Source organism: Neobacillus sp. FSL H8-0543, from assembly GCF_038592905.1.
GTDB lineage: Bacteria > Bacillota > Bacilli > Bacillales > Cytobacillaceae > Neobacillus.
In genome coordinates, this window is the sequence record NZ_CP151943.1 from 2,350,189 (window position 1) to 2,374,424 (window position 24,236).

Genomic DNA, 24,236 nt, shown 5'->3' on the forward strand with positions numbered 1-24,236 from the left:
AGGTTATCTCCTCTTACATAGTAATATCTATATTTTATCATTTTTTGCGAGAAGACTCCCACTTCAAATTTCGTTATAAATGAAGTGGTGAGTAGTTCAACAAAAAAGACCAGCCCTAACCATGGACCGGCCTATCCTAAAACTACAGGCGCTGGGCTGCAGTTATTAACGCTAGTTTGTAAACATCTTCTTCATTACAGCCACGTGAAAGGTCGTTCACTGGGGCATTCAAACCTTGAAGAATCGGACCAACAGCTTCAAATCCTCCTAAACGCTGAGCAATTTTGTAGCCAATATTTCCTGCCTCAAGGCTTGGAAAAATAAACACATTGGCATCCCCTTGAAGCGGTGAATCCGGAGCCTTACTTTTCGCCACAGACGGTACAAAAGCAGCATCAAACTGAAACTCACCATCAAGAATAAGCGATGGGTCACGGCGCTTTGCCTCTTCGACAGCTGCTGCTACCTTTTCAGTTTCAGGAGATTTGGCAGAACCCTTTGTTGAAAAGCTAAGCATCGCAATCCGCGGTTCGATATCAAACATATTAGCTGTTTTCGCGCTTTCAACCGCGATTTCTGCTAGATCATTGCTGTCAGGAGAAATATTGATTGCACAATCGGCAAACACATACTTTTCATCTCCGCGAACCATAATGAAAACTCCAGAAGTTTTCTTAACGCCTTCCTTTGTTTTGATAATCTGCAGGGCAGGACGGACCGTGTCCGCTGTCGAATGGGCAGCACCGCTCACCAAGCCATCTGCTTTATTTAAATACACCAGCATCGTGCCGAAGTAATTCTCATCAAGCAAAATTTTCCGTGCGTCCTCTTCCGTTGCTTTGCCTTTACGGCGCTCAACGAAAGCAGCGACAAGCTCGTCCATTCCTGCATATTTTTGCGGGTCATAAATTTCCGCAGTTTCAACAGAAACACCGAGTTCACTCGCCTTTGCCTGGACCTGTTCAATATCTCCAACCAAAATCGGGGTTACTAGTTTCTCCTCCCCAAGTCTGCTTGCTGCCCGAATAATCCGCTCATCCAAGCCTTCTGGAAACACTATACCCAGTTCACGTCCAGAAAGTTTCTGTTTTAATCCTTCAAATAAATCACTCATGTTAAATCCTCCCTAAATAAAACCTACCTAATTAGCATACTTTACCTATTGAAAAATACAAGGAAACACATCAATGGTAGCGTTTTCTTTAAAATGTTTTAGAATTCAAAAAATTTCACGCTAGTTTTTACTATTTACATCTTTTCTAAAAATTATCCATTTAACGGTTTCAAGGTGTTATTTCAGGTGGCGGTTGGTCAAACTATGATATAGTATTGGTGTAAATAAGAAGAATGATTACATAGGAGTGATTTTAATGAGTGAAGCAGCACAAACACTTGATGGCTGGTATTGTTTGCATGATTTCCGTACCGTTGACTGGACTACCTGGAAAATGCTATCCAGTGATGATCGCCAAGCGGCCATTCACGAGTTTTTAAATTTAGTTGAAAAATGGAATACGACACAGGAACGTAACGAAGGCAGCCATGCTTTATATACAATTGTTGGTCAAAAGGCTGATTTTATGATGATGATCCTGCGTCCAACGATGGAAGAGTTAAATCAAATTGAAACAGAGTTTAATAAAACAAAATTAGCTGAGTTCACCATTCCTGCTCATTCTTATGTTTCAGTTGTTGAGCTTAGCAACTATTTAGCTGAAGGTGAGGATCCATACCAAAATCCGCATGTGATCTCACGTCTCTATCCGAAACTTCCTAAAACAAAGCATGTTTGCTTCTATCCGATGGATAAGCGCCGCCAGGGCAATGACAACTGGTATATGCTGCCGATGGAGGAGCGCAAAGGTTTGATGCGCAGCCACGGAATGATTGGTCGTACATATGCTGGCAAGGTCAAGCAAATCATCACTGGTTCAGTCGGTTTTGATGACTATGAATGGGGAGTAACCTTATTTGCTGAGGATGTCCTCCAATTTAAGAAGCTTGTCTATGAAATGCGTTTTGATGAAGTAAGTGCACGCTACGGTGAATTTGGCGCCTTCTTTGTTGGTAATCTATTATCTGAAGAGCGAGTATCTAACTTCTTGCATGTTTAAAATTTTTAAAATCCTCAGTCGACCCTGGGGATTTTTTTTTGGAAAAAATATCCCTCACCACATCATATTTCCCCGTCCGCCCACATACTATTTAAACAGCGAGTCTTAAGTTTAGCTTCAAACTGGAGTAGCTTCTAGAACTATTGTCACCTCTATAGGTCTAGAAGAGTATGAATAGACTGTTGGGCTATCGTTTAGTAATTTTTAGGAGGGAAAAAGATGAGTCAATATTATAATCAGCAAGGGCAGCCATATCCTGTTAGACAGCAGGGAGCACAGCCATTCCAAGGGCAGGGGTTTTATCCTCAGCAGCCTACATTCCCGCAATATCCGCCAGCGGGAACTCCAGCACAGCCGCCTGTAAGTGCAGGGCAATCGCAAGGCATGCTGCCAATTGAGCAATCGTACATTGAAAACATTTTACGCCTTAACAAAGGCAAACTCGTGACAGTTTATGCAACCTATGAGGGAAATAAGGAGTGGAATGCAAGGATATTTAAGGGGATTATTGAAGCAGCCGGAAGGGATCATCTCGTTTTAAGTGATCCGCAAACTGGCCAACGTACTCTGATCACTATGGTATCTTTCGATTATGCGACTTTTGATGAAGAAATTGAGTACGAATATCCATTTGGGGCGGGTCCTTCCTTAGGTACCTATCCGCCAAGATAAATAGTATTATAGAACACCAATTGACGACCAATTGGTGTTCTTTTTGTGGATAAGGACTTCACAGATGCAAACTATCATGTAGGTTGATTTTTTGCTAAAAAAATCAGGAACTGCCTAAAAAGACAGTGTCCTGATTCACTGTATAAGAATTATTCTCCATTGACGAGCAGTAGCCACAAGATCATGAGGGAGTATTGTGGGGGGATAACTACTTGAAAGTGAAGAATAGTTCAACTAAACATTAGTAGGGAGGGAAGGAGACCCCCACTGATGAAAGTTTCACTTTTTTCCGCATTAACGTGCCGTACTTAGGCTCTCTTCTTCAATCCTGTATACTGGACAATCTCATTTACGAGCTCTTCTATATCTTGATTAGAAAGATGCTTGGTTTCGATGATGTTATGCTTTGCATCAAACTCATCCCATTTATCCGTCAGGATCTTAATACCCAGTTCCTCCTTGTTTCGATAGAAGTGTGTTCCGGGATATGGTGATGTGTAGGACATATAAATTCTACTGCCACTATCATATAATTTCTTTATAAACTCTTTAGTTTCTCGTATCGTTTCCTTGGTATCCTGAGGAAATGGAATCATAAACGAGGATGCCACGTTAATATCCAGTTTCTTGCAGGTTTTAATGACTTTTACTACTTGTTCTTTGGTAATTCCTTTCACGGAATCGAGAATTCTTTGGGATCCTGATTCCACCCCAAACTGGATGGACCGACAGCCTGCACTCGCCATATCTGCTAAAAGCTCCTCATCCACCACGTCAACCCTTGTTGCACAGCCCCATTGAATGGGATACTCCAGTTGTTTAATAAGTTCTAGTAATTTTTTTACCCATTTTTTATTAATTGTGAAAAGGTCTTCCGAGAAAAAAGTATAGGTTGCCCCACGTTTTTCGTATAACATCCTGAGTTCTTCGATGATATTCTCCGGACTTCTTGGTCTACGGCGCCCCTCCCAAATAAAGGATGCTGAGCAGAAGGGACATTGAAACGGACAACCCCCCCTAGCCGTAGATATATTCCATTGCTCTTGATAAAATTCTAATGGAAACAAGTCCCTGGCCGGATACGGTAACGCATCCGGGTCAAGGAGTTCTCTTCGTTGATTAAGGTTTATCTTCCCATCAGCGTCCTTGTAGCCTATCCCTTTAATATCTTCAAGCTGTCCCTCTCCATCTATTAGGTACTTAACCAGCTCAGACATGGTAGCTTCACCTTCTCCGATGGCAACATAATCGATCGCATCTTCGAGTAATACCTGTTCGGGAAGAATCGAAGCATGGGGACCTCCTATGACAATGCTAATGCTGTTATCCAATTCTTTAATCCTTTTCGCTATGATTAGGGCATTAGGATATGTTTCTGTATGGGCGGAGATTCCGATTACTGACGGTCTTTTCTTAACAATATTATCGACACGTCGCAAATTTAATCCACTGATGTTAAAGTCAATCGCACTAACTGTTCTTCCTTCTTGGATTAGTACGGAGGCTATATAGGCTAATCCTAATGGTAATGCTAATTTCGAGTGTGGACTGACTTTTGTTACAGGTGCATTAATGAGTACGATTTCCATTTATGACATCTCCGTCTCTGTATGTAGTAATCGATGCTTAGATACTTTCCCAATGGCCCACCCTGCTCTCGCAAACATAGGATTTCGCAAAAAACTATTCAAAGCCAACCATTAACAGAAGAACAATCCCCCGAAAATGACCCGGGGGAGATTAAATTTCGATGCACAATTACAACGTTAACTTCGGATTATTCCTTTCCTAGTAAACTCCTCTTCTCAAGCTCATCTGCCACGTGGTTTAAACCTAATGTTTTAAGTGCGGATCTTGTTGGCCAACCAGTCTCCGGGTCCCAACCTTCTAACTTATAGTACTTAGTTTTCCATTCCTCAAACTTATCTCTATCCAATTTTCTACCCTTTGTGTCAATATACTTCCACTCCCCATTTTCAATCCCAGGTAAATAGTAACTGCCCATTAGGCCTCCGTCATACGGAATATCATAGATATAGTCAGCAAACTTAACCAAATCGCGGTGACGTCCTTGCAGGGTATATATCGCATTATCTAAATTCCAAATTTTCCGGCCAGTCTCCATACCCTCACTGAACGTCATATTTCCTCCTATGATGGCATTAAGGAACTTAGGCTCACCTTCATCTCCTGTGAGGCCGCTATTATCTGGTGCATTAGGATTATAAAGATCAGGCCAACGCCAATCACAGAAAAGCACTGAATTCTTCCAAAATCTACCGTATATTTGTGTCCACGAAACCAATTTCGCCATATCTTCTGAATATGCATTCTCAAGGCTAAAATCTAACATTTTTGGATTATTCTCAAAGGGTACCAGCTTTTCGGCAATTACTTTTGTGACCTCCTCTGCAGATAAATATGGTTGTTTTCCTCCTAAAATGTCTTTTGTTGGATCCCAGTACAACCCATTAAAATCGTGCTGATTCATATCTCTGTCGCCAACTATTGAGGCATATCCCCACTCTATTTCTGCGCGCGGGTCATACATATGATCAGGACAACCCCAATAAGGATAAACCAGAATCCCTGTTTTCCAATCCTCTTCCAATCTACCCCAACGCTCTGCTGCCCGTACGAACCCTTCTGCAAAATCATCGCCTATACCCTCCCGAAAGGCGGTCATTCGTAAAAACTCTTCAGCAAATTCAGCCGTCCCTAATTGCTCAAAATCTAAAGGACAATCAATTTCTTTACCTGGGCCTAACACACCCAATTTGTACAACTTTTCAAGATATTCTAACCCTCGCCATGCCTCATAGGCATTAATTCCATACTTTTGTAATAAGTCAGTTGCTACATACGCATCCCTTGTCTGCTTCCCAAATTTCCTCCTGTTGAAATCAGCATAAAAAATGGTTTCTACACAGGAAGACTCACTACCAAGACCCGAGGCCGTTCTAGCACGACAACCAGCAATACATCCCATACAGGATTGTGGCCGTGATTCCTCCTCTCGATCATAAAATCCACCCAGAGTAGGAGACGAACTAAACCGATTCCAACCAACTTTAGGATCATCAAAGTTATAGGCATAATTATTTTTTGCGGCAATCCGAGCCTCAATTAGGGCATTAGGGTCATCTGTCTCAATACTACCTGTACCAATCACACTGATCGCTTTCAAATTCTTTGAACCCCATACACCACCAAATCCACCTTGACCTGCACCATTACCGGCATCATGGATTAAACATGCGGATCTACCCAGGTTTTCACCTGCCTGTCCAATAGCAAGAACGGCAGGCTTTTGCGTGGTAAACCCTGCATCTCGACTAGAACTGAGGGCTTTCCAACCATCCTTGGTAACAGACTTATTTACTACTTCCCAAATTTCTTCTTGTGCTTCCCAGGTGCTAAGTCCCCATAACCCATCTGCATCCCGAATTTTTACATCGCTGTTTCGGACATCGATCCATACAGGCTTATCTGCTTTTCCCTCAATCACAATACCGTCCCAACCTGCATATTTCATCATCCCGGAAAATCTTCCACCAAAATTACTGCGTGTATACCATCCAATCGGATAAGACTGTACTCCGATACCCGTTACTTCACATCTACCTGAACCAGATGGAGTAATCGTTCCGGAAATTGGTGATCCCATAATCGTAACTACATTCGCTGGGTCAAATCCATCAATTGTCTTGTCCTTACACAAATCCCAAAATATTGCAGAACCGATCCCATGGCCGCCCACATATTCCGCATATTTTTTCGTTTCTATTTTGGTAATTTTTCTATTTGATAGATCGACTCGTAAAATCTTACCCTGATATCCTTTCACTTTTCCCCCAACCTTTCATTGTTGTAATTCTAACTAATTGGGTAGCCCAATTGTTTCCATGATTCGTCACGTAGATTGACTTTGTAACCTCCATCTCCTGCTTGAACAGGAATCTCTTTGGTAAAAGCAATCGCATTTACCGGACATACCTGCACACACGCTTGTTTCCCATTTGGTCCGCCTTGCTCCTTCCAGAAAGGAGTTTCTAAGCAAAGATCGCATTTATGACCATTTTTATCTTCATGATTCCAGGCCGCATTGGAAGTTTCATACGGACAAGCCTCCATACAGCGTTGACACCCAATACATTTATCCGGAGATACAAGGCGGACACCGGTCTTCTTATCAGCATGCAAAGCTTTTGTTGGACATGCCGTTACACAGGCAGGATAGGCACATTGCCTACATTGATCGATCTTTATATCATCAGGAAATGCTTTAAACGGATTTTGTTGTACCTGAATTCTCCCTAATGACAGATTTTGTTTTCCTTCATGAGCTAAAGAGCATACAATTGTACAGGTAGAACAACCTTGACACTTTTTCGTATCGACTAATAGGTACCCTTGGGAAGCAGGGATTGCATATACTTCATTTTCCAACCATTTTCCTCCAGGAATCAGAGCACCTAAGCTTAATCCAATGACGGATGCACTACTAATTTTTATAAAATCCCTTCTTGAGGATTTTTTAGGCTCGTTTGCCATATTATTTATCTCCCTTCCAAAAACTCCCACTTCGTATCCAACCAATCATATCGATCCCATTCATGATTATCTTCAGCTAGTAATTATTACTAACTTATGAATACATGATGGATTGCTATGTATTGATGGTTGGTATTTTTTCTTTATTTGATTTGGTTTCAATTATGGAACCTTTAAGAGCTTTCTCGTTATTTTTGATTTCTTCATACCATTTTTCATGATGATGTTTTACATACTTTTCCGTTACCTTACCAGTAATCATCGAACGAATTAACGGCCAAGAAGCCGGTAATATTGCTCCTGCTATAACGTGCGCAATTAACATTAAGGTCATATAGATAGCGAAAACTCCGTGAAGGAACGTCATTACACCCATGAACCCCTCCGGTATCGACAAAAAATGGGTAACGATTTTAATGATTCCGGTTAGGGTTATTCCCATAACCCCGATAATCCACATTGGGAACACAACACGTTCTGCAGATAAAAACTTCTCTTCCTTAGGAGCTACTCCTCCAAAAATCATTGCCTTATAGTGACCAATCATATTTGTTAGATCGCCCTTCTTTGGCATCATGTGCTGGATTTCTCCAGTAAATAAGCCTTTTGTGACATAAAAGCTCGCCCCGAAAGAGAAAAATAACACTCCAACAAAATGTAAATTCATTACAAATCCAATATTTTCAGCTGTCTGAACAGTCCTAGGGATAAAGAGGAAACCTAGGACAAACCCTGTGATAATTAAAATAATTATTCCGATTGCGTTTGACCAATGTTGGAGAAACATCAGTTCATCATGTCGTTCAATTTTTCCTTCGATGAACATAGCTTGCTCCTTGCGATACCTTAACGTACCAAGGAATACACCCAATAAAGCTGCAACTGGAATGGCTAGCAATGCGGTATCAAATAATAAATTATTTGTAAGAATGCCTGCTCGCCCTGCTTGAAAAACATATAATTGGGCTGATTCATAAGCCCAGTAAGTACAAACTATCAAAACTGCCAACAAAGTTATTGTTATGGGTAACCTTGTTCTCACTTTACTCCCGCCTTTCTACATAAAAAATTACTCCTTTTCCGTATCCACAAATGGTAATGCCCTCTTCATTACCTCCTATCAACTTCTTTCTCCCATTCTGAATCTCTCTATAGACATAATAAAAGACCAATGGCTAACAGAACGGACTTAACTTACTGTCCATTCTAAAAACCATTGGTCTTTATTAGAGCTACCCTAGGTGTCTCTTTTAACTACCTCTATTAATCTTTTACTTTATTTCAATCAATAACTGGTCAAAAACCATTACGTGGATCCAAAAGTCTTTGTTCGCTTCCACATCAAATGTTTGATGTATACAATTTGCTCCTAATTTCTCCTCAAAATAAGGAACATTGTCTTTTGCAAATTGCTGGGCGACTTGCATGCGCGTTTGCTTTACTAGATTACCACCCCTGGTTCCTCTAGCAACAAACTTTTCTGGTTCTGTTAAGAACCCTTCCCCTTGAATAATCACTGTATCGTCCCAGATGATCACTTTTGTATAATCAGCCGCTTTACCAATTAATCCTTTAAAATATTTTTCTAGATGAATCTTCATTTCGTGCTGCAGCTGTCTTCTTTCCTTATTCGTTAATCTACATTCAATCGTTCTTTTATCTTGAAAATAACTCGGTTCAGACACTCTCCCACTCCCCTTGCTGTAAGAGTTTCTTTTAAATTACATGAAAACGCTTTCCTAGAAAAATTTAAAAAAAGAGAACTTTTTAACTCGTGGTTGTCGAATATTTCTGTTATCTTTATCGTACTACCTGTACTCTTTACGATACAGCGACTTAAGTCACTTTGAATTGCCTAAATTTGACGAAAATGTTTAAATCATAAATACAGTGCGGACGCTTTCAAATATATTTATATATCTTTAGAAAAAGGCATTAGGAGTATCTCCCAATGCCTTTAACGTATTTATAAATGTTTTACCGCACCAATGATAATAAGCACCCATGCTGCTAAAAAGCAAACGCCACCTAATGGAGTAATCGCGCCCAGTATCCCTATTTTCGTTAAGCTAAGAACATACAAGCTACCGCTAAATAGTATAATTCCAAGCAGCATCATCCAGCCAGCCCAAGTGAATTGTGGGCTAGTCGTTACCTTACTAAGTAACAAGCCAATCACTAATATTCCTGTCGCATGAAACATTTGATAGGTGACACCCGTTTTCCAAATGTCTAAGTATTTGGGTTCGAGTTTGTCTGCTAATCCATGAGCCCCAAAGGCACCTAGTGCCACGGCAATAAAGGCGTTAATCGCTCCAATAATAATAAATGCTTTCATGTCCATCCCCCTTGTTAATAATAGGCTTTGCTAAACTAGCCTGTTGATTGAAGCTCCAGGCACTTCGCTTTCCGCGGGCAGTCCGGGAGCCTCCTCGTCGCTTCGCTTCTGCGGGGTCTCCCGTGACTTGCTCTTCCCGCAGGAGTCTTCGTGCCTTACGCTCCAATCAACAGAGTTAGCAAAATCAATAGTGTGCTTATTACACAACCTCTAATTTAAAAATCGAGTAGTGAGTCGCCGTTTGCTTCGTCGTCCATTTCTATCTTTTTCGGCTGGTTTAATGAAACAGGCTGTTGGAAAACTTGTTGGCCTATCACTGGCTGATGAACTGCTTGCTGATTCACAGCTGACTGAAAAGTTATAGTAGTAACTGGTGTCTCACTTTTCACTGGCTTCTCATCAAGGATGAGTTCGCATAATATTTTAATAGAGTATACCCGCTCCCGCAAGCTTTCTGACTGCGAGCTGTTTTTTGCATGCTTTAATTCTTGCTCTATTTTTGATAATAATTTATCTACTGAAATATTCATGTCTCCATTACTCCTCTATTCTAAACTTCTTTCATCATAACAAACTATCCGGAAAAATTGAAACTCGACACCATTCGCTGTTTCACGTGAAACATGTCGAAAATTGACAATTAAAAACTCCGTACCAGTAAAAGTACGGAGTTAGTCTTATCCAAGTATTCTATGATAAATTGTTTTTGCATGTGTAATATCCTTCGTACCGTGAATCAGGGCGCGGCCATCGTTAAAAATAACCATCCGCTCTTCTCCCATTTCCACTGACAGCAGATAGGGATTACCCTTGACCACATATCCAAGCGAAGTTAGTTGACCAGATAGTTTTTCAAGCGAAATCTCACCTTGCTTGGAGGGACGAATTTGTACCGTATCCCTGCCACACAACACGCTCGTTTTCATCATATTCTCATGATCAAGATAGGGATAGGTTCGTTCCTCCCCGCAGGATAAACAACCAGCAACCTTTGCTTTGGACATTTTCAGGCTCGTATACTGATTTCTCCATAAATCAAAACTGACAAACGAAGTACGGACCGCATCCCAATCCTCGACCAATATTTTTATAGCCTCCGCAGTTTGATGGGAGATAACCATTTGAACAGTTGGGGCAATGATCCCGCCGGTATCACAGGTCATCCCCTGCAACGGAATCGTTCTCAGCAAACAGTTCAGGCAAGGTGTTTTCCCAGGAAGAATCACAAAACTCATCCCGAAGCTTCCAACACAAGCCCCATATATCCAAGGAATATTGTATTTTTGCGAAACATCATTGATCGCCATACGTGTTTCGAAATTATCTGTTGCATCAATAATTAAGTCAACGCCGCCAACCAACTCTTCTAAAAGGAGCGGTGTGGCATCACCAATTATCGCAGCAATTTCGACCTCTGAGTTAATCGCTTTTAAGCGTTTTTCTGCCGCCGCAGCCTTTGGAAGCTTCTCAGCTACATCCTCTTCGGTATAAAGCTGTTGACGCTGCAGATTACTAGCTTCCACATAATCTCGATCAATGATGGTGATTTTCCCAACACCAGCCCTGGTGAGAATTTCAGCATTTCCGGAGCCAAGGGCTCCTGCACCAATCATTAACACATGTTTTGCACTAATTTTTTCTTGCCCTGCTTTTCCGATCCCTGGAAAGAGGACTTGCCGTGAATATCGTTCGCTCATCTTGTTGTTCCCCTTTCCAAAAATCAAAGTCCGCAAGTATTTCTGGTTATCCGAGAGTATATCAGCCGCCGCTTACTGGCGGGATAAAAGCAATCTCGTCGCCTTCCCCAATAACTTCATCATCCTGGGCAAATTCTTCGTTGACGGCTGTCATTACCGTGTCTAATTTTGGCAGGTCGTACTTTGACGCCAACTCTTCCTTCAAATCAGCGACAGTTTTTCCAGCAGCATCAAGTTTAAGAAACTCTTCACCGACAGCATCACGCAAATGAGCAAAAAAGAGAACCTTATTCATTTAAATCACTCTCCTCTGGTTTTCCAGTAGGATAGGCAACGGTTTCAAGCTGATTGCCCATCCACTCTTCGCCATCTTCCCAATGCTCTTTTTTCCAGATTGGGACAATTTCCTTAATTCGTTCAATTGCATAGCGATTTGCCTCATATGAATCGGCACGATGGGGCGTAGAGACGGCAATGACAACTGCAATATCAGTTATATCTAAACGACCAACACGGTGCGTAATCGCGACGCGGGAGCCTTCCCAGCGCTCTTCGATTTCCTTGCCGATTTGTTCAAGTTTCTTCACAGCCATTGCTTCATATGCTTCATAAATTAAGAAAAGCGTCTTTTTTCCCTTGGTTAATTCCCGGACGGTTCCAATAAACGTAGTGATTGCGCCAGCTTCACGCTGGACCACTTTATCAATAACCTCTTGTGTGTTGATTGGTTCTTTTGAAATCTGGAAGTTCATCTATTAGCACCTCTTAACTCAAGCTTTTTGGTTTTGCATTTTCGACAACAACGTAGCCGCCAATCTTTTCAACCTGCTGTTTAAAAATATCCGATTGAATAATTCCGATTAACAGCTGGCCGCTTTCGCTTTCAAAAAAGCTTTTTGTCATAACCAAATCATATTCTTCATCAGCAACCGGAATAAAGTCTAAATCCATGGCTTTTGCTGCGGGATAGATTCCTAATCCCGCGCCCTTAGCATCTCCCTTTACTTCCGCTGCTACCGCTAAATGCGAAAACATTTCGCGTTCATAACCGACGATTTCTTCAGGTGCAAGACCCGCTTCTGTAAGCAGCAAATCCAAGAGAATCCTCGTCCCTGCCCCTTTTTGTCGGTTAACATAGTTTGCCTGCTTTTTTGCCACGTCATCAATCGTTTCAATAGCAAGCGGATTTCCTTTTGGCAAAATCCAGCCTTGCATTCTTTTTAAAAATGGATAAAGAACAATGTCTTGCCCTGCTAATAATTTCTTTACATAGGAAATATTATATTGCTTTGTATTTGGGTCAAGCAAATGAATGCCCGCTACATGGGCCTCACCTTTGCGAATCGCCATGATCCCGGCCATACTGCCAACATGTGCAGAGACAATTTTCATGTCTGTTCGCACTCGTTTCAACTGTGACGATAAAAGATCGATCGTTAAATCGTGGCTGCCGCAAAACATAATCGCATTTTTTATTTCTTCAAGCGGACGCAACAACTCTACTTCGACGTGGTCCCCTTGTTCATAGCCGATTACGTTTGCGGGTACAACTAGGAGGCCATCTGCTCTGACATAGGACATTGTCACTCCAGCAGCCCTAGTCAGCGGATTGGCAACAAATTGTCCATTCACATAGCCAATATTCATTCGGACAAAGTCCTCTGCACCCATACCTGAGACAATACGGCGCCCAAGCTTAACTGTTACCGTTTGTCTTTTTGGTTCAGGAATTTGTAAATACTTGCACAACAATGGGCGAACAAACCATTCTAATGCCAAATAAGCGGAAACTGGATACCCTGGCACACCAACAACAATTTTGCCGTTAATTTTTCCTAAAATAACAGGTTTACCTGGCCGTGCGGCAACACCATGTGTGAAAACCGTTCCGATTTCAGCAATAATATGAACGGTATAATCCTTCGAACCTGCCGAAGAGCCAGCATTGATAACAATAATATCAGACGTTTCAGCTGCTTCCAAGAGTGCTGCTTTAATCCGTTCCGGCTCATCTTTCACAATACTATGTAACTTCGGCTCTGCGCCCCATTCCTTAACGAAACCCGCAAAAACCGTCCCGTTAAATTCTATAATTTTTCCGGCAGTTAGGGATGAATCCGCATCAACTAGCTCGTTTCCAGTAGGGATGATCGTAACTACCGGCTTTTTCACAACCGGAAGTTCGAGCTGCTGGGAGGATAATAGTACACCTAAATCTGCAGGTCTAAGAATATGCCCTTGCGGAAAAAGCATTTCCTCCTGAACCACATCTTCACCAATCGGGCGAATATGCTGCCATGGTGTCGCAGGTTCGATAATTTCAATCGTATCTGCATCAAGAATGTCGACATTTTCAATCATGATTACCGCATTGAACGGAGCAGGAATCGCATTTCCCGTATCTACATATGAAAACTCTTTACCCTGTTTGAGTTGAAGAGGATTTTGCTCGTGTGCATTGTACGTACTTTCAGCGATAACGGCAATTCCATCCATTGCCGAAGCGTGATAATGAGGTGTTGAATTCTGCGCAAATATCGGCTCGGCTGTAACACGGCCTAAGGCAGCACTTGTTGGAATCCTTTCAATTTCAAGGGGCAGCTGAAACGCTTCGAGAATCTCTCGCTTCGCTTCCGATCGGGGTTTGTCCTCTAAATAAATTTTACGTTTATAGCGAATGTGTTCCATTTGTTTATTTTCCCCCTTATCGTGTTGCAATCACAGGCACATACTCACCCTGTGAAATACCCTCTTTTTCTGAAGTAATCTCGACTATTCCATCACTTTTTACAAGTGTCGTAATCAGTCCGGATTTTCCAATAATCGGCTCTGCCCACCATTCGCCTTCTTTTTCAAATAGGCGTACACGGATGTAATCTGAACGGCCAGGTGCCGAAGGGATGTTTTTCGTCATCCGGGCAAAAACTCGGTCTAGTTTTTTTTCTGCCTTCTTACCTTTAAGTTTCTCCAATACTTTCTCGCCAAATAGTTTAAAAATAATCATTGCCGATGCTGGATGCCCTGGTAATCCAATTACGGGTTTTCCATTTGCCATGGCAAGGATGGTTGGCTTCCCAGGCTTAATAGAAATGCCGTGGACGAATACTCCCGGTGTTCCTAAAGAATCAATTACTTCGATGGTATAGTCCTTGGCACCGACCGAACTTCCTCCAGAGAGGATTAAACAATCAACTTGGTCGTAAAGTTCCTTTGCCCGCTGTTGGAATTCCTGGAAGTCATCCTTAACTATACCGCCATAGATCACTTCTATATCCCATTCAGCCGCTAAACCAGCAATCGTTAAATAGTTGATATCACGAATTTGTCCTACTAAAAGATTCTCTGTTTGATAGGGTACAATTTCATCCCCGGAGGAAAGATATCCTGCCTTAAGTTTACGAAAAACAGTTACCTCACTAACGCCTAACGAAGCGAGGGCACCTAATTCTTGTGGGCGTAACATGGTTCCTTCGTTCAGAAGAACCTCGCCGCTGCGGATATCCTCTCCTGTACGAATGACATTCTCATTAGGAGCAATTTGCTTATATACATTAAGTAAACCATCGATGTCTTCACAATGCTCAATCATGATAACACTATCACTGCCTGCTGGAAGCATGCCCCCAGTTGGAACATATACGGCTTCTCCAAGCCCAACCTGGTAAGCTGAGGCTTCACCCATTTTCACTTCACCGATTACATTTAAAAAACCCGGCATCGATTCAGAGGAACCATAAGTATCTCTCGCTCGTACAGCATAGCCATCAACGGTTGAACGGTCAAAACCCGGGACATTTTCCTTGGCGGTGACAGGCACCGCTAAAATATAGTGAAGGGCATTTTCCAGTGATCGTACCTCGGTCTCTTTAATTGCTGCGACCTGTTCTTCTATTAAGTCGAAGGTTTCTTCGACTGTTTTTACTTTGAAAAATTGCATTGTGCCTTACTACCTCCCTTGCTGATTTGCCTCGAACCACCTTTTTGCCTCTTCATATTCATGCGGATAATTCATGTTGAAAAAGACACGCTCGATGTCGCCGTTACTGTAAGCTTGTAATTCCTTTTCAGATAGAGATAGGACGTTTAAGTGGTCAAGCAAATGTTTGATAGGAAGACGTCCATTCTCAATACATTCTTCTATTTTCTTTACCGTACTCTTTTGAAAAACGGCACATAAGGTTTGTATTTTTCCATTAATTACGGGTACTACTGCATCATAATGGTTAATATTGTTCACTAGGGTTTCTGCAAGCGCTCCAGTAACAAACGGCATATCACAGGCAACGATGAAATTTACATCATAGGAAGAAGCTGTTAATCCAGCATGAAAGCCGGCAAGCGGTCCTTTATTTGGATAATGATCTGCTACCAATTTCACTCCCAAAAATTGATAGTGTTCGGGTTCGTTGGTTACCAGAATTATATCATCAAAATGTACCTTAAGTGTTTCTATCAGGCGTTCAATATTGGTTTTCTCATTTATTTTTAAGAGAGCCTTGTTTGTACCCATCCTGCTCGATTTTCCACCTGATAAAATAATAGCCGCAGCCTTCATGAATCATGCACCTTCTTAATTTGTAAGTTTTTTCTCCCCAACGGCTTGATAGCCATTTTCCTGGGCGATGAAATCTAGATGTATTGTATTTAAATCTAGCATAGCAGAAGATGGTTTGCTGAGGTATTGTCTTGTATCTATTACTTTAATATATCCTTTACATTCTTCGCAAACCTGAATTTGTGAAGCAGCATCGCCTTCGATTGTTAAAAACTGAATGGTCTTGTGATCGTCATTCCCACAGTGGGCACATTCTAGGCGTTTCGCATCCCAATGAACTAGACAGCGCGGGCATTGCATCACCTTTTGTCCTTCCCCTTCAAGAACGGCAAGTCGTGCTGGTTCACCGCAAACTGGGCATCCTGCACCTGGGACAGCACGCTGAATTCCTTCTTGTACAGCTTCAGCAGTTAGCTGCAAATAGGGACGAAGTGCAGATTCTGCGAGGAATTGTGGAATCCAATCTTCCAGTCCGTTTTCCTCGGCAAAGTTGCCAAAATAAAACTGGTTGAAGGAAAATGCTTCATCAATCCAACGGATAGCTACTTCTTCATTAAGCAGATTACTGATTCCTGCCAGTTTCGGTTCAAGTTCGGGATTATTCTCGATTAATAAGGATTTTATTTCCTCTATCCACTGTAGGAATAGTGAAATATCAAAATCAATAGCCGTTAATGCTGCAGCAGGCACTCCTGCTGACATAGCAGCTTTATCAAGGTTTGGTGTAATAGATTCTGGATTAATGCTCTGTTTCCACTTTTCTTGCAGCTTTAATATGTCTTTGTGCAAATTTTGATATTCCTTTGAAACTACTGACTTTTTCATCGCTGTTACACCTCTTTAACTTTATTTAGCAGAAAAGCTGTCCTATTACAGACAGCCTTTCTACTTATTAGATTACCCTATAGGCTGAATCATGCGCCTTTTTTCTTGTTTTTGCCTTTACCATGGCCTTTTGGATCATCTAGGTCAGGGAAGTTGCCTTTTGCTACTTCTTCATCATACCAGTCAGGATAGTGCTCTTTTGCCCACCAAGCTGGTACTTCCCCTGTAATAACGCCTGAATAACCAGGGCGAGAGTTTTTGTGAACTACACTAAGGTAGACATGGCCAACTACTACTGCAATCGCAAGACCAAAGCCTACGTTATGAAGGAAGTATCCCCACTGAACGACTGCCCTAGGGAAGAATTCAGGGAACCACATTGGGAATCCAGAGCCAATAATCAATAACGCTGTAACAATTTGGATGATTGAGTTGATTTTCTCACCTGCGTTAAAGAATGATTGTCTAATATGTTTGAATTTGAATCCGAACAGTTCTTTAACAAATTCAGTAAAGAAACCAATATCCCTCTTTTTCCACGTAACAAGCTCTTTCATCCAAAGCTTAAAGCCCTTGAAGTCCCAAATTACCCAGATGAACGTTGGCGTAATAAACGCTACTGCGAAAATCCGATGAAGTAAACGTGCACCTTCAGGTCCGCCTAGTACCGGATATAACCAATTAAAGAAATCGGTGTACATTGGTAATGCTGTGATATAAAGGGCAAAGAAGGATATGGCGTTAACACCATGTGCCCAAACAAAGGCTTTAGAAAAACGTCTTACTTTTACTGTAGGCTTCTGCTGATTACTCATGGCTTTCACCTCCGTCTTCGTCTTTTCCTTTATTTTTTTTACTGATAATATTGTTAGTAATAAATGCTCCGACAACTGCCATTGTTGTGGCACCAATCATCATCTTACCTAGTGGCTGTGCATAATCCTTCCAAAGGACAGCTGATGTTGGAACAACTGGGTTTTCAGGCAATCCGTAGACAGATGGCTTTTCTGCTAATACATAAATCGTGTGCGTACCGCCAACTCCCTGTGGGTTATAAACCATGGCATTAGGGTAACGTCCTTTAATTTCTTTGACACGTTGTTCTGCCTTTTGGATCATTGCCTTTTGATCGCCAAACTCCATTGCACCTGTATGACAAGTTGTAACGCAAGCTGGCTGTAGGCCTTCCTCAATACGGTCCGTACATTGTGTACATTTATGTGCTTTTCTGTATTCCTTACCGTTTTTATCCTTATATTCTTTAAGAGAAATAACTTCAAACGGACAGTTTTGCGTACAATACCCACAACCTACACAGGCATCTTGATCAATGACAACGGTGCCGAACTTTGTGTAGCTGATTGCATTTTCCGGACAAACCTTTTCACAGGCTGCATCCGTACAATGGAAACAGGTAGAGTGACGGAAAAGGTAGTCAAGATTTCCTTTTGAATCTTCATGCTCGATATATTGTAAAACGTTCCAAGTATCGGCAGTTGTCTTGGTATGTGACTGGGCACTTCCTAAGAAATCCTGCGGTTCAGCTGGAAGGTCATTCCAGTTTTTACAAGCTACCATACAGGCACGGCAGCCGTCACACTTGGTAACATCGACATATTTCACATATTCAGTAGCCATTAGTCAGCCCTCCTTACGTCACATAGGAATGCCTTATACTCAGGTATGGTTGTATTTGCATCCCCGATATGAGGTGTCAGGCGATTTGCTGTATCCCCAGTTGCGATTCCCTTGTATCCAAAATGCCATGGCATTCCGATTTGATGAACCTTCTTACCGTTTATAGTATAAGGTTTAAAACGTTTAGTCACCATGGCGAAGGCTTTTACCTCTCCGCGTGCAGAGCTTACAAGAATTTTGTCTTTGTTCTTAATGCCTTTTTCTTTTGCTAATTCTTCACTTATTTCCACATACATATGTGGTACAAGCTCTGATAGCCATGGCTGATTACGGGTCATTGAACCTGATTGCCAATGCTCACTAACGCGGTAAGTTGTAGCAACAATCGGGAAGTCCGCTTTGAATCCACGTTTATTGAAGTCTCCTTCAATTACAACAGCCGCTGGATTCATTTCTTGGCTTGAAAAAGGATTTGCTACCGGGCTTTCAAATGGTTCATAGTGTTCAGGGAACGGACCGTCATTTAATGTTGGTGCGTACAGTAAGCCTACTCCATCCTTGTTCATGATAAACGGATCGGTTCCTGTTGGATCTGTTGGAGCTTTTGTTGGAACAAAGTCAGGTACGTCATGTCCAACCCATTTCTTTTGAACATCATCCCACCAGATAACTGCTTTATCCTTGCTCCATGGCTTACCGCTTGGATCTGCTGATGCACGGTTGTAGATAATTCGGCGGTTTGCTGGCCATGCAAATGCCCAATTCAGGTAATTACTCATGCCTGTATCTTTGTTGTCACGGTTTTTCGCACGATTTTTTCCTTCTTCAGGATAGAAACCAGAATAGATCCAGTTACCCGAGCAGGTTGACCCGTCATCTTTAAGAGCACCAAAGCCGGCAACCTGTTTACCAGTATTTACATCATAGCCGTTGATTTCCTTACAAACTAAATCAATATCCGGATGATGTCCTTCACCGTAATTCCAGTAAAGAGCATTGATTGTTTTTGAAGCAGGACTTGCTTCATTTTTATAAAGTGCTTTAATTCTTGTCGCAAGCTCATGGATAATTTCTAAGTCTGCTTTTGACTCACCTAATGGCTTAATTGCCTGCCAACGGTACTGCATCCAACGGCCGCTGTTAGATATGCTTCCTTCTTTTTCATAAGAAGAACATGCAGGAAGGAAGAATACTTCTGTATTAATCTTAGATGGGTCGCTGCCAGCTTCTTTTTGCCAGAAGGCTGATGATTCAGTTTCCCAAAGATCAACTGCTACTAACCACTTAAGGTTTCCAAGAGCTTCTTTTTCTTTTCCAGCGTTCGGTCCGCCGACAACTGGGTTGGTACCAAATAGGAACGCTCCTTCTAGCTCGCCTTTATACATCGCATTAAACAAGTTAATGTGTGAGTAGTTTTTATTACCTTTTGGCAGATTTTGATAGCCAAATTCATTATCCTTTGTTGCATTCGGACCATACCAAGCTTTTAAAAGACTGGCAACGAATTTTGGTTTATTACTTTGATAGCCTGTTTTCGGTGTTTCCTTTGCATTATAGCCCTCAAGTGTGGCATGCTCTGGAATTGCTTTTGGTGTTGCCAGGTAACCTGGGATTGTATCATACAATAGTGCAAAGTCGGTTGAACCTTGAACATTGGATTCACCGCGCATTGCATTAATTCCTCCGCCTGGAAGGCCGATATTTCCAAGAAGCATCTGAATGATGGCGAAAGCGCGAACATTTTGGGTGCCAACAGTATGTTGTGTTGTTCCCATCGCATACAAAATCGTTCCTGATTTACCTACTTGACCTGTTGAACAGAATGTTTCACAAACCTTTAAATAGTCTTCTTTTGATGTCCCTGTTACTGAAGTAACTGCATCAACATTATAACGCGAGTAATGCTTTTTCATTAATTGGAATACGGAACGAGGATGTTCTAATGTTTCATCCTTCACTGGTGTTCCATCTTCATTTGTTTCCCATGCCCATTGTGTTTTATCATAAGCACGTTTTGCTTCGTCATATCCTGAGAATAAACCATCATTAAATTTAAAGCTGTCTTTTACGATAAAGCTTGCGTTTGTATATTTAGCAACATACTCTTTGTGGTAAAGATTATTTTCTAGCGCATAGTTAATCATCCCGCCGACAAACGGAATATCCGTTCCTGAGCGAAGCGGTGCATAAACATCAGACATTGACGAGGTTCTTGTGTAACGTGGATCCACGCTAACAATCTTTCCGCCTTTATCCTTTGCTTTTTGCAGCCATCTAAAGCTTATTGGATGATTTTCAGCAGGGTTTGCGCCCATAATCAATGCACAATCCGTATATTGCAAATCATTCCAATGGTTAGTCATTGCTCCACGTCCAAATGAAGGTGCCAGACCGGCAACCGTAGAACTATGTCATATTCGTGCCTGGTGCTCTAAATAGGTAACACCAAGCCCTCTCATCATTTTCGCCAGCAGATAACACTCTTCATTGTCAAGAGCTGCTCCACCAAGACTGGCAATCGCCTCAGTCTTATTTACAATCAAGCCATCTTCTTTTTCGACAAATGTTTTGTCACGTGTTTCTTTTGTGCGCTTGGCAATGGTTTCATACATCCATTCCCATTCTTTTTCTTCCCATTTACTGCTTCCTGGTGCACGATATAAAGGTTTTTTTACTCGTTTTTCAGAAGTATACAATTGTCTAATTGTCGTACCTTTACTACATAATTTACCTTCGTTAATTGGGTTATCCGGATCCCCCTCCGTATAAACCACTTCATTGTCTTTTGTATGAACTAAAATTCCACAGCCAACGCCGCAAAAACAGCAGATGGTAGGTGTAACAGTTGATGAAGCAATCTTGAACTCTTTCGTACTAGCGTGGGCCTTTTTTTCATTAAAGCCTAATTCAACTACGGCCAAGGTTGCTGCAGTGGCACCGGACAACTTCAAAAACTGTCGGCGATTTAAGTTGATTTCAACCATTTCTCAAACTCCTTCCCAAAGTTTAATAGAATATCCCATTTCTCTAGTCTAGCTTTTTGTTGCTTAATACCCCCTTCAAATTCAATGCATCTCTACAGCAGATTCTTTGATTAGGTCATTCTGCACTCTTCCTGTTGAGGTATAAATATTTGCCATTTTCCCTCTTAGATAGCCAATTACCTCAATATTTAAGTATTTTGCTAATTGGACTGCTTGCTTAGTTGCAGCTGTTCGAGATCCTATGATAGGAAAACCAAACTTCGCTGCTTTGGAGAGCATTTCATATGAAACCCTTCCGGTTGTTAACAAAACTAACCGTTCGGGAGGTAAACTATTTCGCAGTGCATAACCAATGATCTTATCCACGGCATTATGACGCCCGATATCTTCCCGGACTGTAATGCTGCCTGCTTCGTCAATAATACAGGCACCGTGCATTCCGCCTGTTTCAAGGTATAAGGGCGAATTTTGAGCAAATTCACTTCTTTTCTTCAATAAATAACTTAATTTATGGCTAGTACCGTTTGATACTTTTTCAAAATTTTTAACATCTGTCATTGAGAAAAACGTCACACCGCGTCCACAGCCTGCCGTGTAGTGCTTCTTTTTCGAAAACATCTCTTCTTCATTAAATCCATTCAGAAGAGTAACATGGATGCTTCCCATTTCTTCGCTAAAAATTACAGACTCTACTTCACTTGCCGTTTGAATAAACCCTTCAGAAAACAAATAACCGTATGCCCAATCTACTAGATTGTGTTTTGTTAATTGAAACACAGCTATTTCATATCCGTTTACCACTAGGCTAATTGGATATTCATCAGGACAGCCTTTCTGGATCATCGCTTTCACCCCTTTCATGAATTCACATTCATGGTGTACCTATTGTAATTTTGCTACCATATACCCTTCAGCGATATTTATCACAACAAAATTGAAAGAATGATACTTTTTAAATTTATAACAATTTAAAAAGGTATAACTGCCAAGACATTGACAATCCTCCGACAAATTTGTGTCCTTTTGTTGTACTTTTTGTGAATCGACAACTTTTCCACTGTATATAAGTTAAAAACTGCACATCCGTAAGCGGTTTCAGTCCTATTTACTAGTAGTTCTTCGCTTTTATAGTTCCATCGTACGATGGCCAACGTCTTTTAGGAAGTAACATTTATCACGAAAAGAAGGTTATCAGCGTAATAACCATCAATTGTCATTCTTCTGACAAAAATAGAAAAGCGGAGGACTTGTCTGGTAAAAAAATTACTATATTTCCGTGATTGTTTTATAATAGTAAATAGTGTTTCATGTACCAGCTAAGGAGGAGAATACATAATGACAATTAAGAAGGTAATGACGATTGCAGGATCTGATACAAGCGGCGGTGCTGGAATCCAAGCTGATTTGAAAACGTTCCAGGAGCTGGGTGTATACGGAATGACAGCATTGACTACGATTGTAACGATGGATCCAAAAAACAACTGGCATCATAATGTTTTTCCTATTGCCATTGAAACTCTCGAGACTCAAATAGAAACAGTCCTATCTGTTGGTATCGATGCCATGAAAACAGGGATGCTTGGTACCGTCGAAATCATCGAATTAGCTGCAAAAGTAATTGATGAAAATAAACTGGACCGAGTGGTGATTGACCCGGTTATGGTTTGTAAAGGTGAGGATGAAGTATTACATCCAGAAACCGTCGATGCTATGCGCGAATTTTTATTACCACGTGCAACGGTGGTTACACCAAACCTTTTTGAGGCAGGCCAATTAGCGCAAACGGGACCTGTCCGCACTTTGGAGGATATGAAAGCTGCCGCAGTTAAAATCCATGATATGGGTGCCAAATTTGTTTTGATTAAAGGTGGTAGTAAGCTATTAACGGAAGAAAAGGCAGTGGACCTCCTTTATGATGGGGAAGAATTCCAGATTTATGAGTCTGAAAAATTAGAGACTACCTATACACATGGTGCCGGCTGTACGTATTCTTCTGCCATCACAGCAGAGTTGGCAAAGGGTAAATCTGTTTATGAGGCGGTAGACGTCGCTAAGGAATTTATCACTGCAGCAATCAGCCAAGGGTTCTGTTTAAATGAATATGTCGGTCCAACCTGGCATGGTGCCTACCGCAGCGCCTCAAAAGTAACGGAGTACTGCGACGATTGCGAAGAATAATAAACAGTTGAAGAGCCGAAATTGGCTCTTTTTTATTTGCTATAAACTCATAGTTGATTGGAGCGGAAGGCACGAAGACTCCTGCGGGAAGAGCAAGTCACGGGAGACCCCGCAGGAGCGAAGCGACGAGGAGGCTCCCGGACTGCCCGCGGAAAGCGAAGTGCCTGGAGCTCCAATCAACAGGCAAATTTTATTATATAAGCTTGAATTTCGCATTTTCCAACTGATTTTAGTATGATAGTTACATTATTAAATACACTAGTTTATAGATTCTTATCTGCAAAAAGGGAAAGGAGGCACGTACCATGGACCCAATAAAAAACCATCAAAGCGTTCAAGAAGAAATTAACCGTTTCGCCAACCAGGATGTCTATCTGCATCTCGAAACCACAAATGGTGCCTATGCATCCCACCATGATCAAAAATTCTTTAATGCTGGGGCCCATATTCGCAATGCCCTCGTTAAGTATGAGCATGGAAAGATTACTGGTAATGACCCATATCGCGTTGGTTTAAAATTAAACCTCGGCTGGATTTATGCAGAGGGACTTACCCACTTCGAGGTAGACGAAGAAGGCCGATTATTATTGGCTGGCCATGATTCCAACGGCAAACTGGCAGTCGCTCTACAACTTAGCCACACACCATTTGAGTAAGAGATAAACCCGAAAGGAGAATGTT

At 41.6% G+C, this 24,236-nt stretch carries 23 protein-coding genes; 4 read left to right on the plus strand and 19 right to left on the minus strand.

Annotated features, from left to right (window positions below):
- Nucleotides 1-142: 142 nt before the first annotated feature.
- Complete coding sequence (gene pta / locus NSS81_RS11535) at nt 143-1,114, minus strand: phosphate acetyltransferase (RefSeq protein WP_342433637.1); 972 nt, start codon at nt 1,112-1,114, stop codon at nt 143-145.
- Between the two features lie 256 nt (nt 1,115-1,370).
- On the opposite strand from pta, the gene hemQ reads away from it, so the two are divergent.
- Together hemQ and gerQ are read left to right on the plus strand one after the other, a co-directional pair.
- Nucleotides 1,371-2,114: a hydrogen peroxide-dependent heme synthase gene (hemQ, locus tag NSS81_RS11540; protein WP_342433638.1), complete on the plus strand. Its 744-nt coding sequence runs from the start codon at nt 1,371-1,373 to the stop codon at nt 2,112-2,114.
- Nucleotides 2,115-2,333: 219 nt separating this feature from the next.
- Complete coding sequence (gene gerQ / locus NSS81_RS11545; RefSeq protein ID WP_342433639.1) at nt 2,334-2,786, plus strand: spore coat protein GerQ; 453 nt, start codon at nt 2,334-2,336, stop codon at nt 2,784-2,786.
- A 308-nt stretch (nt 2,787-3,094) separates the two neighbouring features.
- Here the strand turns inward: gerQ and NSS81_RS11550 are convergent, their stop codons facing one another.
- The 18 genes from NSS81_RS11550 to fdhD all read right to left on the minus strand — a co-directional run bounded on the left by NSS81_RS11550 (nt 3,095) and on the right by fdhD (nt 22,220).
- Nucleotides 3,095-4,375, minus strand: coding sequence for a radical SAM protein (locus NSS81_RS11550; RefSeq protein ID WP_342433640.1), 1,281 nt, complete (start codon nt 4,373-4,375; stop codon nt 3,095-3,097).
- Between the two features lie 188 nt (nt 4,376-4,563).
- Entirely contained in the window at nt 4,564-6,633 is a 2,070-nt protein-coding gene (locus NSS81_RS11555) for an aldehyde ferredoxin oxidoreductase N-terminal domain-containing protein (protein ID WP_342433641.1), read from the minus strand.
- Between the two features lie 29 nt (nt 6,634-6,662).
- The gene (locus NSS81_RS11560; protein ID WP_342433642.1) at nt 6,663-7,340 is read right to left on the minus strand and encodes a 4Fe-4S dicluster domain-containing protein; all 678 of its coding nucleotides are present in this window, start codon (nt 7,338-7,340) and stop codon (nt 6,663-6,665) included.
- A 115-nt stretch (nt 7,341-7,455) separates the two neighbouring features.
- The gene (locus NSS81_RS11565) at nt 7,456-8,349 is read right to left on the minus strand and encodes a cytochrome b/b6 domain-containing protein (RefSeq protein ID WP_342433643.1); all 894 of its coding nucleotides are present in this window, start codon (nt 8,347-8,349) and stop codon (nt 7,456-7,458) included.
- Between the two features lie 262 nt (nt 8,350-8,611).
- Complete coding sequence (locus tag NSS81_RS11570) at nt 8,612-9,025, minus strand: DUF2294 domain-containing protein (RefSeq protein WP_342433644.1); 414 nt, start codon at nt 9,023-9,025, stop codon at nt 8,612-8,614.
- A gap of 281 nt (nt 9,026-9,306) precedes the next feature.
- Nucleotides 9,307-9,678: a DUF423 domain-containing protein gene (locus NSS81_RS11575; RefSeq protein WP_342433645.1), complete on the minus strand. Its 372-nt coding sequence runs from the start codon at nt 9,676-9,678 to the stop codon at nt 9,307-9,309.
- A 215-nt stretch (nt 9,679-9,893) separates the two neighbouring features.
- Entirely contained in the window at nt 9,894-10,208 is a 315-nt protein-coding gene (locus NSS81_RS11580) for a YwdI family protein (protein WP_342433646.1), read from the minus strand.
- A 147-nt stretch (nt 10,209-10,355) separates the two neighbouring features.
- On the minus strand, nt 10,356-11,375 hold the full coding sequence (locus NSS81_RS11585) for a thiazole biosynthesis adenylyltransferase ThiF (RefSeq protein WP_342433647.1): 1,020 nt from the start codon (nt 11,373-11,375) through the stop codon (nt 10,356-10,358).
- Between the two features lie 61 nt (nt 11,376-11,436).
- A complete protein-coding gene (moaD, locus tag NSS81_RS11590; protein WP_342433648.1) occupies nt 11,437-11,670 on the minus strand; it encodes a molybdopterin converting factor subunit 1 in 234 nt (77 codons plus the stop codon).
- Nucleotides 11,663-12,127, minus strand: a complete 465-nt coding sequence (locus NSS81_RS11595; RefSeq protein WP_342433649.1) for a molybdenum cofactor biosynthesis protein MoaE — start codon at nt 12,125-12,127, stop codon at nt 11,663-11,665. Before NSS81_RS11595 ends, moaD begins: the two co-directional genes overlap by 8 nt.
- A gap of 13 nt (nt 12,128-12,140) precedes the next feature.
- Entirely contained in the window at nt 12,141-14,063 is a 1,923-nt protein-coding gene (locus tag NSS81_RS11600; protein ID WP_342433650.1) for a molybdopterin biosynthesis protein, read from the minus strand.
- A 16-nt stretch (nt 14,064-14,079) separates the two neighbouring features.
- Nucleotides 14,080-15,312 carry a gephyrin-like molybdotransferase Glp gene (gene glp, locus NSS81_RS11605; RefSeq protein WP_342433651.1) on the minus strand — a complete coding sequence of 411 codons (1,233 nt, stop codon included), beginning with the start codon at nt 15,310-15,312 and terminating at the stop codon, nt 14,080-14,082.
- Nucleotides 15,313-15,321: 9 nt separating this feature from the next.
- On the minus strand, nt 15,322-15,930 hold the full coding sequence (locus NSS81_RS11610) for a molybdenum cofactor guanylyltransferase (RefSeq protein WP_342433652.1): 609 nt from the start codon (nt 15,928-15,930) through the stop codon (nt 15,322-15,324).
- Nucleotides 15,931-15,945: 15 nt separating this feature from the next.
- Nucleotides 15,946-16,755 carry a formate dehydrogenase accessory protein FdhE gene (locus NSS81_RS11615; protein ID WP_342433653.1) on the minus strand — a complete coding sequence of 270 codons (810 nt, stop codon included), beginning with the start codon at nt 16,753-16,755 and terminating at the stop codon, nt 15,946-15,948.
- Nucleotides 16,756-16,844: 89 nt separating this feature from the next.
- Nucleotides 16,845-17,570 (minus strand): cytochrome b/b6 domain-containing protein, encoded by a 726-nt coding sequence (locus NSS81_RS11620; protein ID WP_342433654.1) that lies wholly within the window; start codon nt 17,568-17,570, stop codon nt 16,845-16,847.
- On the minus strand, nt 17,563-18,393 hold the full coding sequence (locus tag NSS81_RS11625) for a 4Fe-4S dicluster domain-containing protein (protein WP_342433655.1): 831 nt from the start codon (nt 18,391-18,393) through the stop codon (nt 17,563-17,565). The genes NSS81_RS11620 and NSS81_RS11625 overlap by 8 nt, the downstream gene beginning before the upstream one ends.
- Nucleotides 18,393-21,368 (minus strand): formate dehydrogenase-N subunit alpha, encoded by a 2,976-nt coding sequence (fdnG, locus tag NSS81_RS11630; protein ID WP_342434003.1) that lies wholly within the window; start codon nt 21,366-21,368, stop codon nt 18,393-18,395. Before fdnG ends, NSS81_RS11625 begins: the two co-directional genes overlap by 1 nt.
- Nucleotides 21,369-21,458: 90 nt before the next feature.
- Nucleotides 21,459-22,220: a formate dehydrogenase accessory sulfurtransferase FdhD gene (gene fdhD, locus NSS81_RS11635; RefSeq protein ID WP_342434004.1), complete on the minus strand. Its 762-nt coding sequence runs from the start codon at nt 22,218-22,220 to the stop codon at nt 21,459-21,461.
- Nucleotides 22,221-22,712: 492 nt separating this feature from the next.
- Here fdhD and pdxK point away from each other — a divergent pair, with 492 nt between their 5' ends.
- Together pdxK and NSS81_RS11645 are read left to right on the plus strand one after the other, a co-directional pair.
- The gene (pdxK, locus tag NSS81_RS11640; RefSeq protein ID WP_342433656.1) at nt 22,713-23,555 is read left to right on the plus strand and encodes a pyridoxine/pyridoxal/pyridoxamine kinase; all 843 of its coding nucleotides are present in this window, start codon (nt 22,713-22,715) and stop codon (nt 23,553-23,555) included.
- Nucleotides 23,556-23,860: 305 nt separating this feature from the next.
- A complete protein-coding gene (locus NSS81_RS11645; protein ID WP_342433657.1) occupies nt 23,861-24,211 on the plus strand; it encodes a YojF family protein in 351 nt (116 codons plus the stop codon).
- Nucleotides 24,212-24,236: the final 25 nt, after the last annotated feature.

Bases quoted from the DNA above. Each gene is read 5' to 3' on its own strand.
- NSS81_RS11575 (WP_342433645.1), bottom strand. From the start codon at position 9,678: ATGAAAGCATTTATTATTATTGGAGCGATTAACGCCTTTATTGCCGTG.
- moaD (WP_342433648.1), bottom strand. From the start codon at position 11,670: ATGAATAAGGTTCTCTTTTTTGCTCATTTGCGTGATGCTGTCGGTGAA.
- NSS81_RS11550 (WP_342433640.1), bottom strand. From the start codon at position 4,375: ATGGAAATCGTACTCATTAATGCACCTGTAACAAAAGTCAGTCCACAC.
- pdxK (WP_342433656.1), top strand. From the start codon at position 22,713: ATGACAATTAAGAAGGTAATGACGATTGCAGGATCTGATACAAGCGGC.
- NSS81_RS11560 (WP_342433642.1), bottom strand. From the start codon at position 7,340: ATGGCAAACGAGCCTAAAAAATCCTCAAGAAGGGATTTTATAAAAATT.
- NSS81_RS11625 (WP_342433655.1), bottom strand. From the start codon at position 18,393: ATGGCTACTGAATATGTGAAATATGTCGATGTTACCAAGTGTGACGGC.
- gerQ (WP_342433639.1), top strand. From the start codon at position 2,334: ATGAGTCAATATTATAATCAGCAAGGGCAGCCATATCCTGTTAGACAG.
- NSS81_RS11620 (WP_342433654.1), bottom strand. From the start codon at position 17,570: ATGAGTAATCAGCAGAAGCCTACAGTAAAAGTAAGACGTTTTTCTAAA.
- pta (WP_342433637.1), bottom strand. From the start codon at position 1,114: ATGAGTGATTTATTTGAAGGATTAAAACAGAAACTTTCTGGACGTGAA.
- glp (WP_342433651.1), bottom strand. From the start codon at position 15,312: ATGCAATTTTTCAAAGTAAAAACAGTCGAAGAAACCTTCGACTTAATA.
- NSS81_RS11645 (WP_342433657.1), top strand. From the start codon at position 23,861: ATGGACCCAATAAAAAACCATCAAAGCGTTCAAGAAGAAATTAACCGT.
- hemQ (WP_342433638.1), top strand. From the start codon at position 1,371: ATGAGTGAAGCAGCACAAACACTTGATGGCTGGTATTGTTTGCATGAT.
- fdhD (WP_342434004.1), bottom strand. From the start codon at position 22,220: ATGATCCAGAAAGGCTGTCCTGATGAATATCCAATTAGCCTAGTGGTA.
- NSS81_RS11580 (WP_342433646.1), bottom strand. From the start codon at position 10,208: ATGAATATTTCAGTAGATAAATTATTATCAAAAATAGAGCAAGAATTA.
- NSS81_RS11585 (WP_342433647.1), bottom strand. From the start codon at position 11,375: ATGAGCGAACGATATTCACGGCAAGTCCTCTTTCCAGGGATCGGAAAA.
- NSS81_RS11610 (WP_342433652.1), bottom strand. From the start codon at position 15,930: ATGAAGGCTGCGGCTATTATTTTATCAGGTGGAAAATCGAGCAGGATG.
- NSS81_RS11600 (WP_342433650.1), bottom strand. From the start codon at position 14,063: ATGGAACACATTCGCTATAAACGTAAAATTTATTTAGAGGACAAACCC.
- NSS81_RS11595 (WP_342433649.1), bottom strand. From the start codon at position 12,127: ATGAACTTCCAGATTTCAAAAGAACCAATCAACACACAAGAGGTTATT.
- NSS81_RS11615 (WP_342433653.1), bottom strand. From the start codon at position 16,755: ATGAAAAAGTCAGTAGTTTCAAAGGAATATCAAAATTTGCACAAAGAC.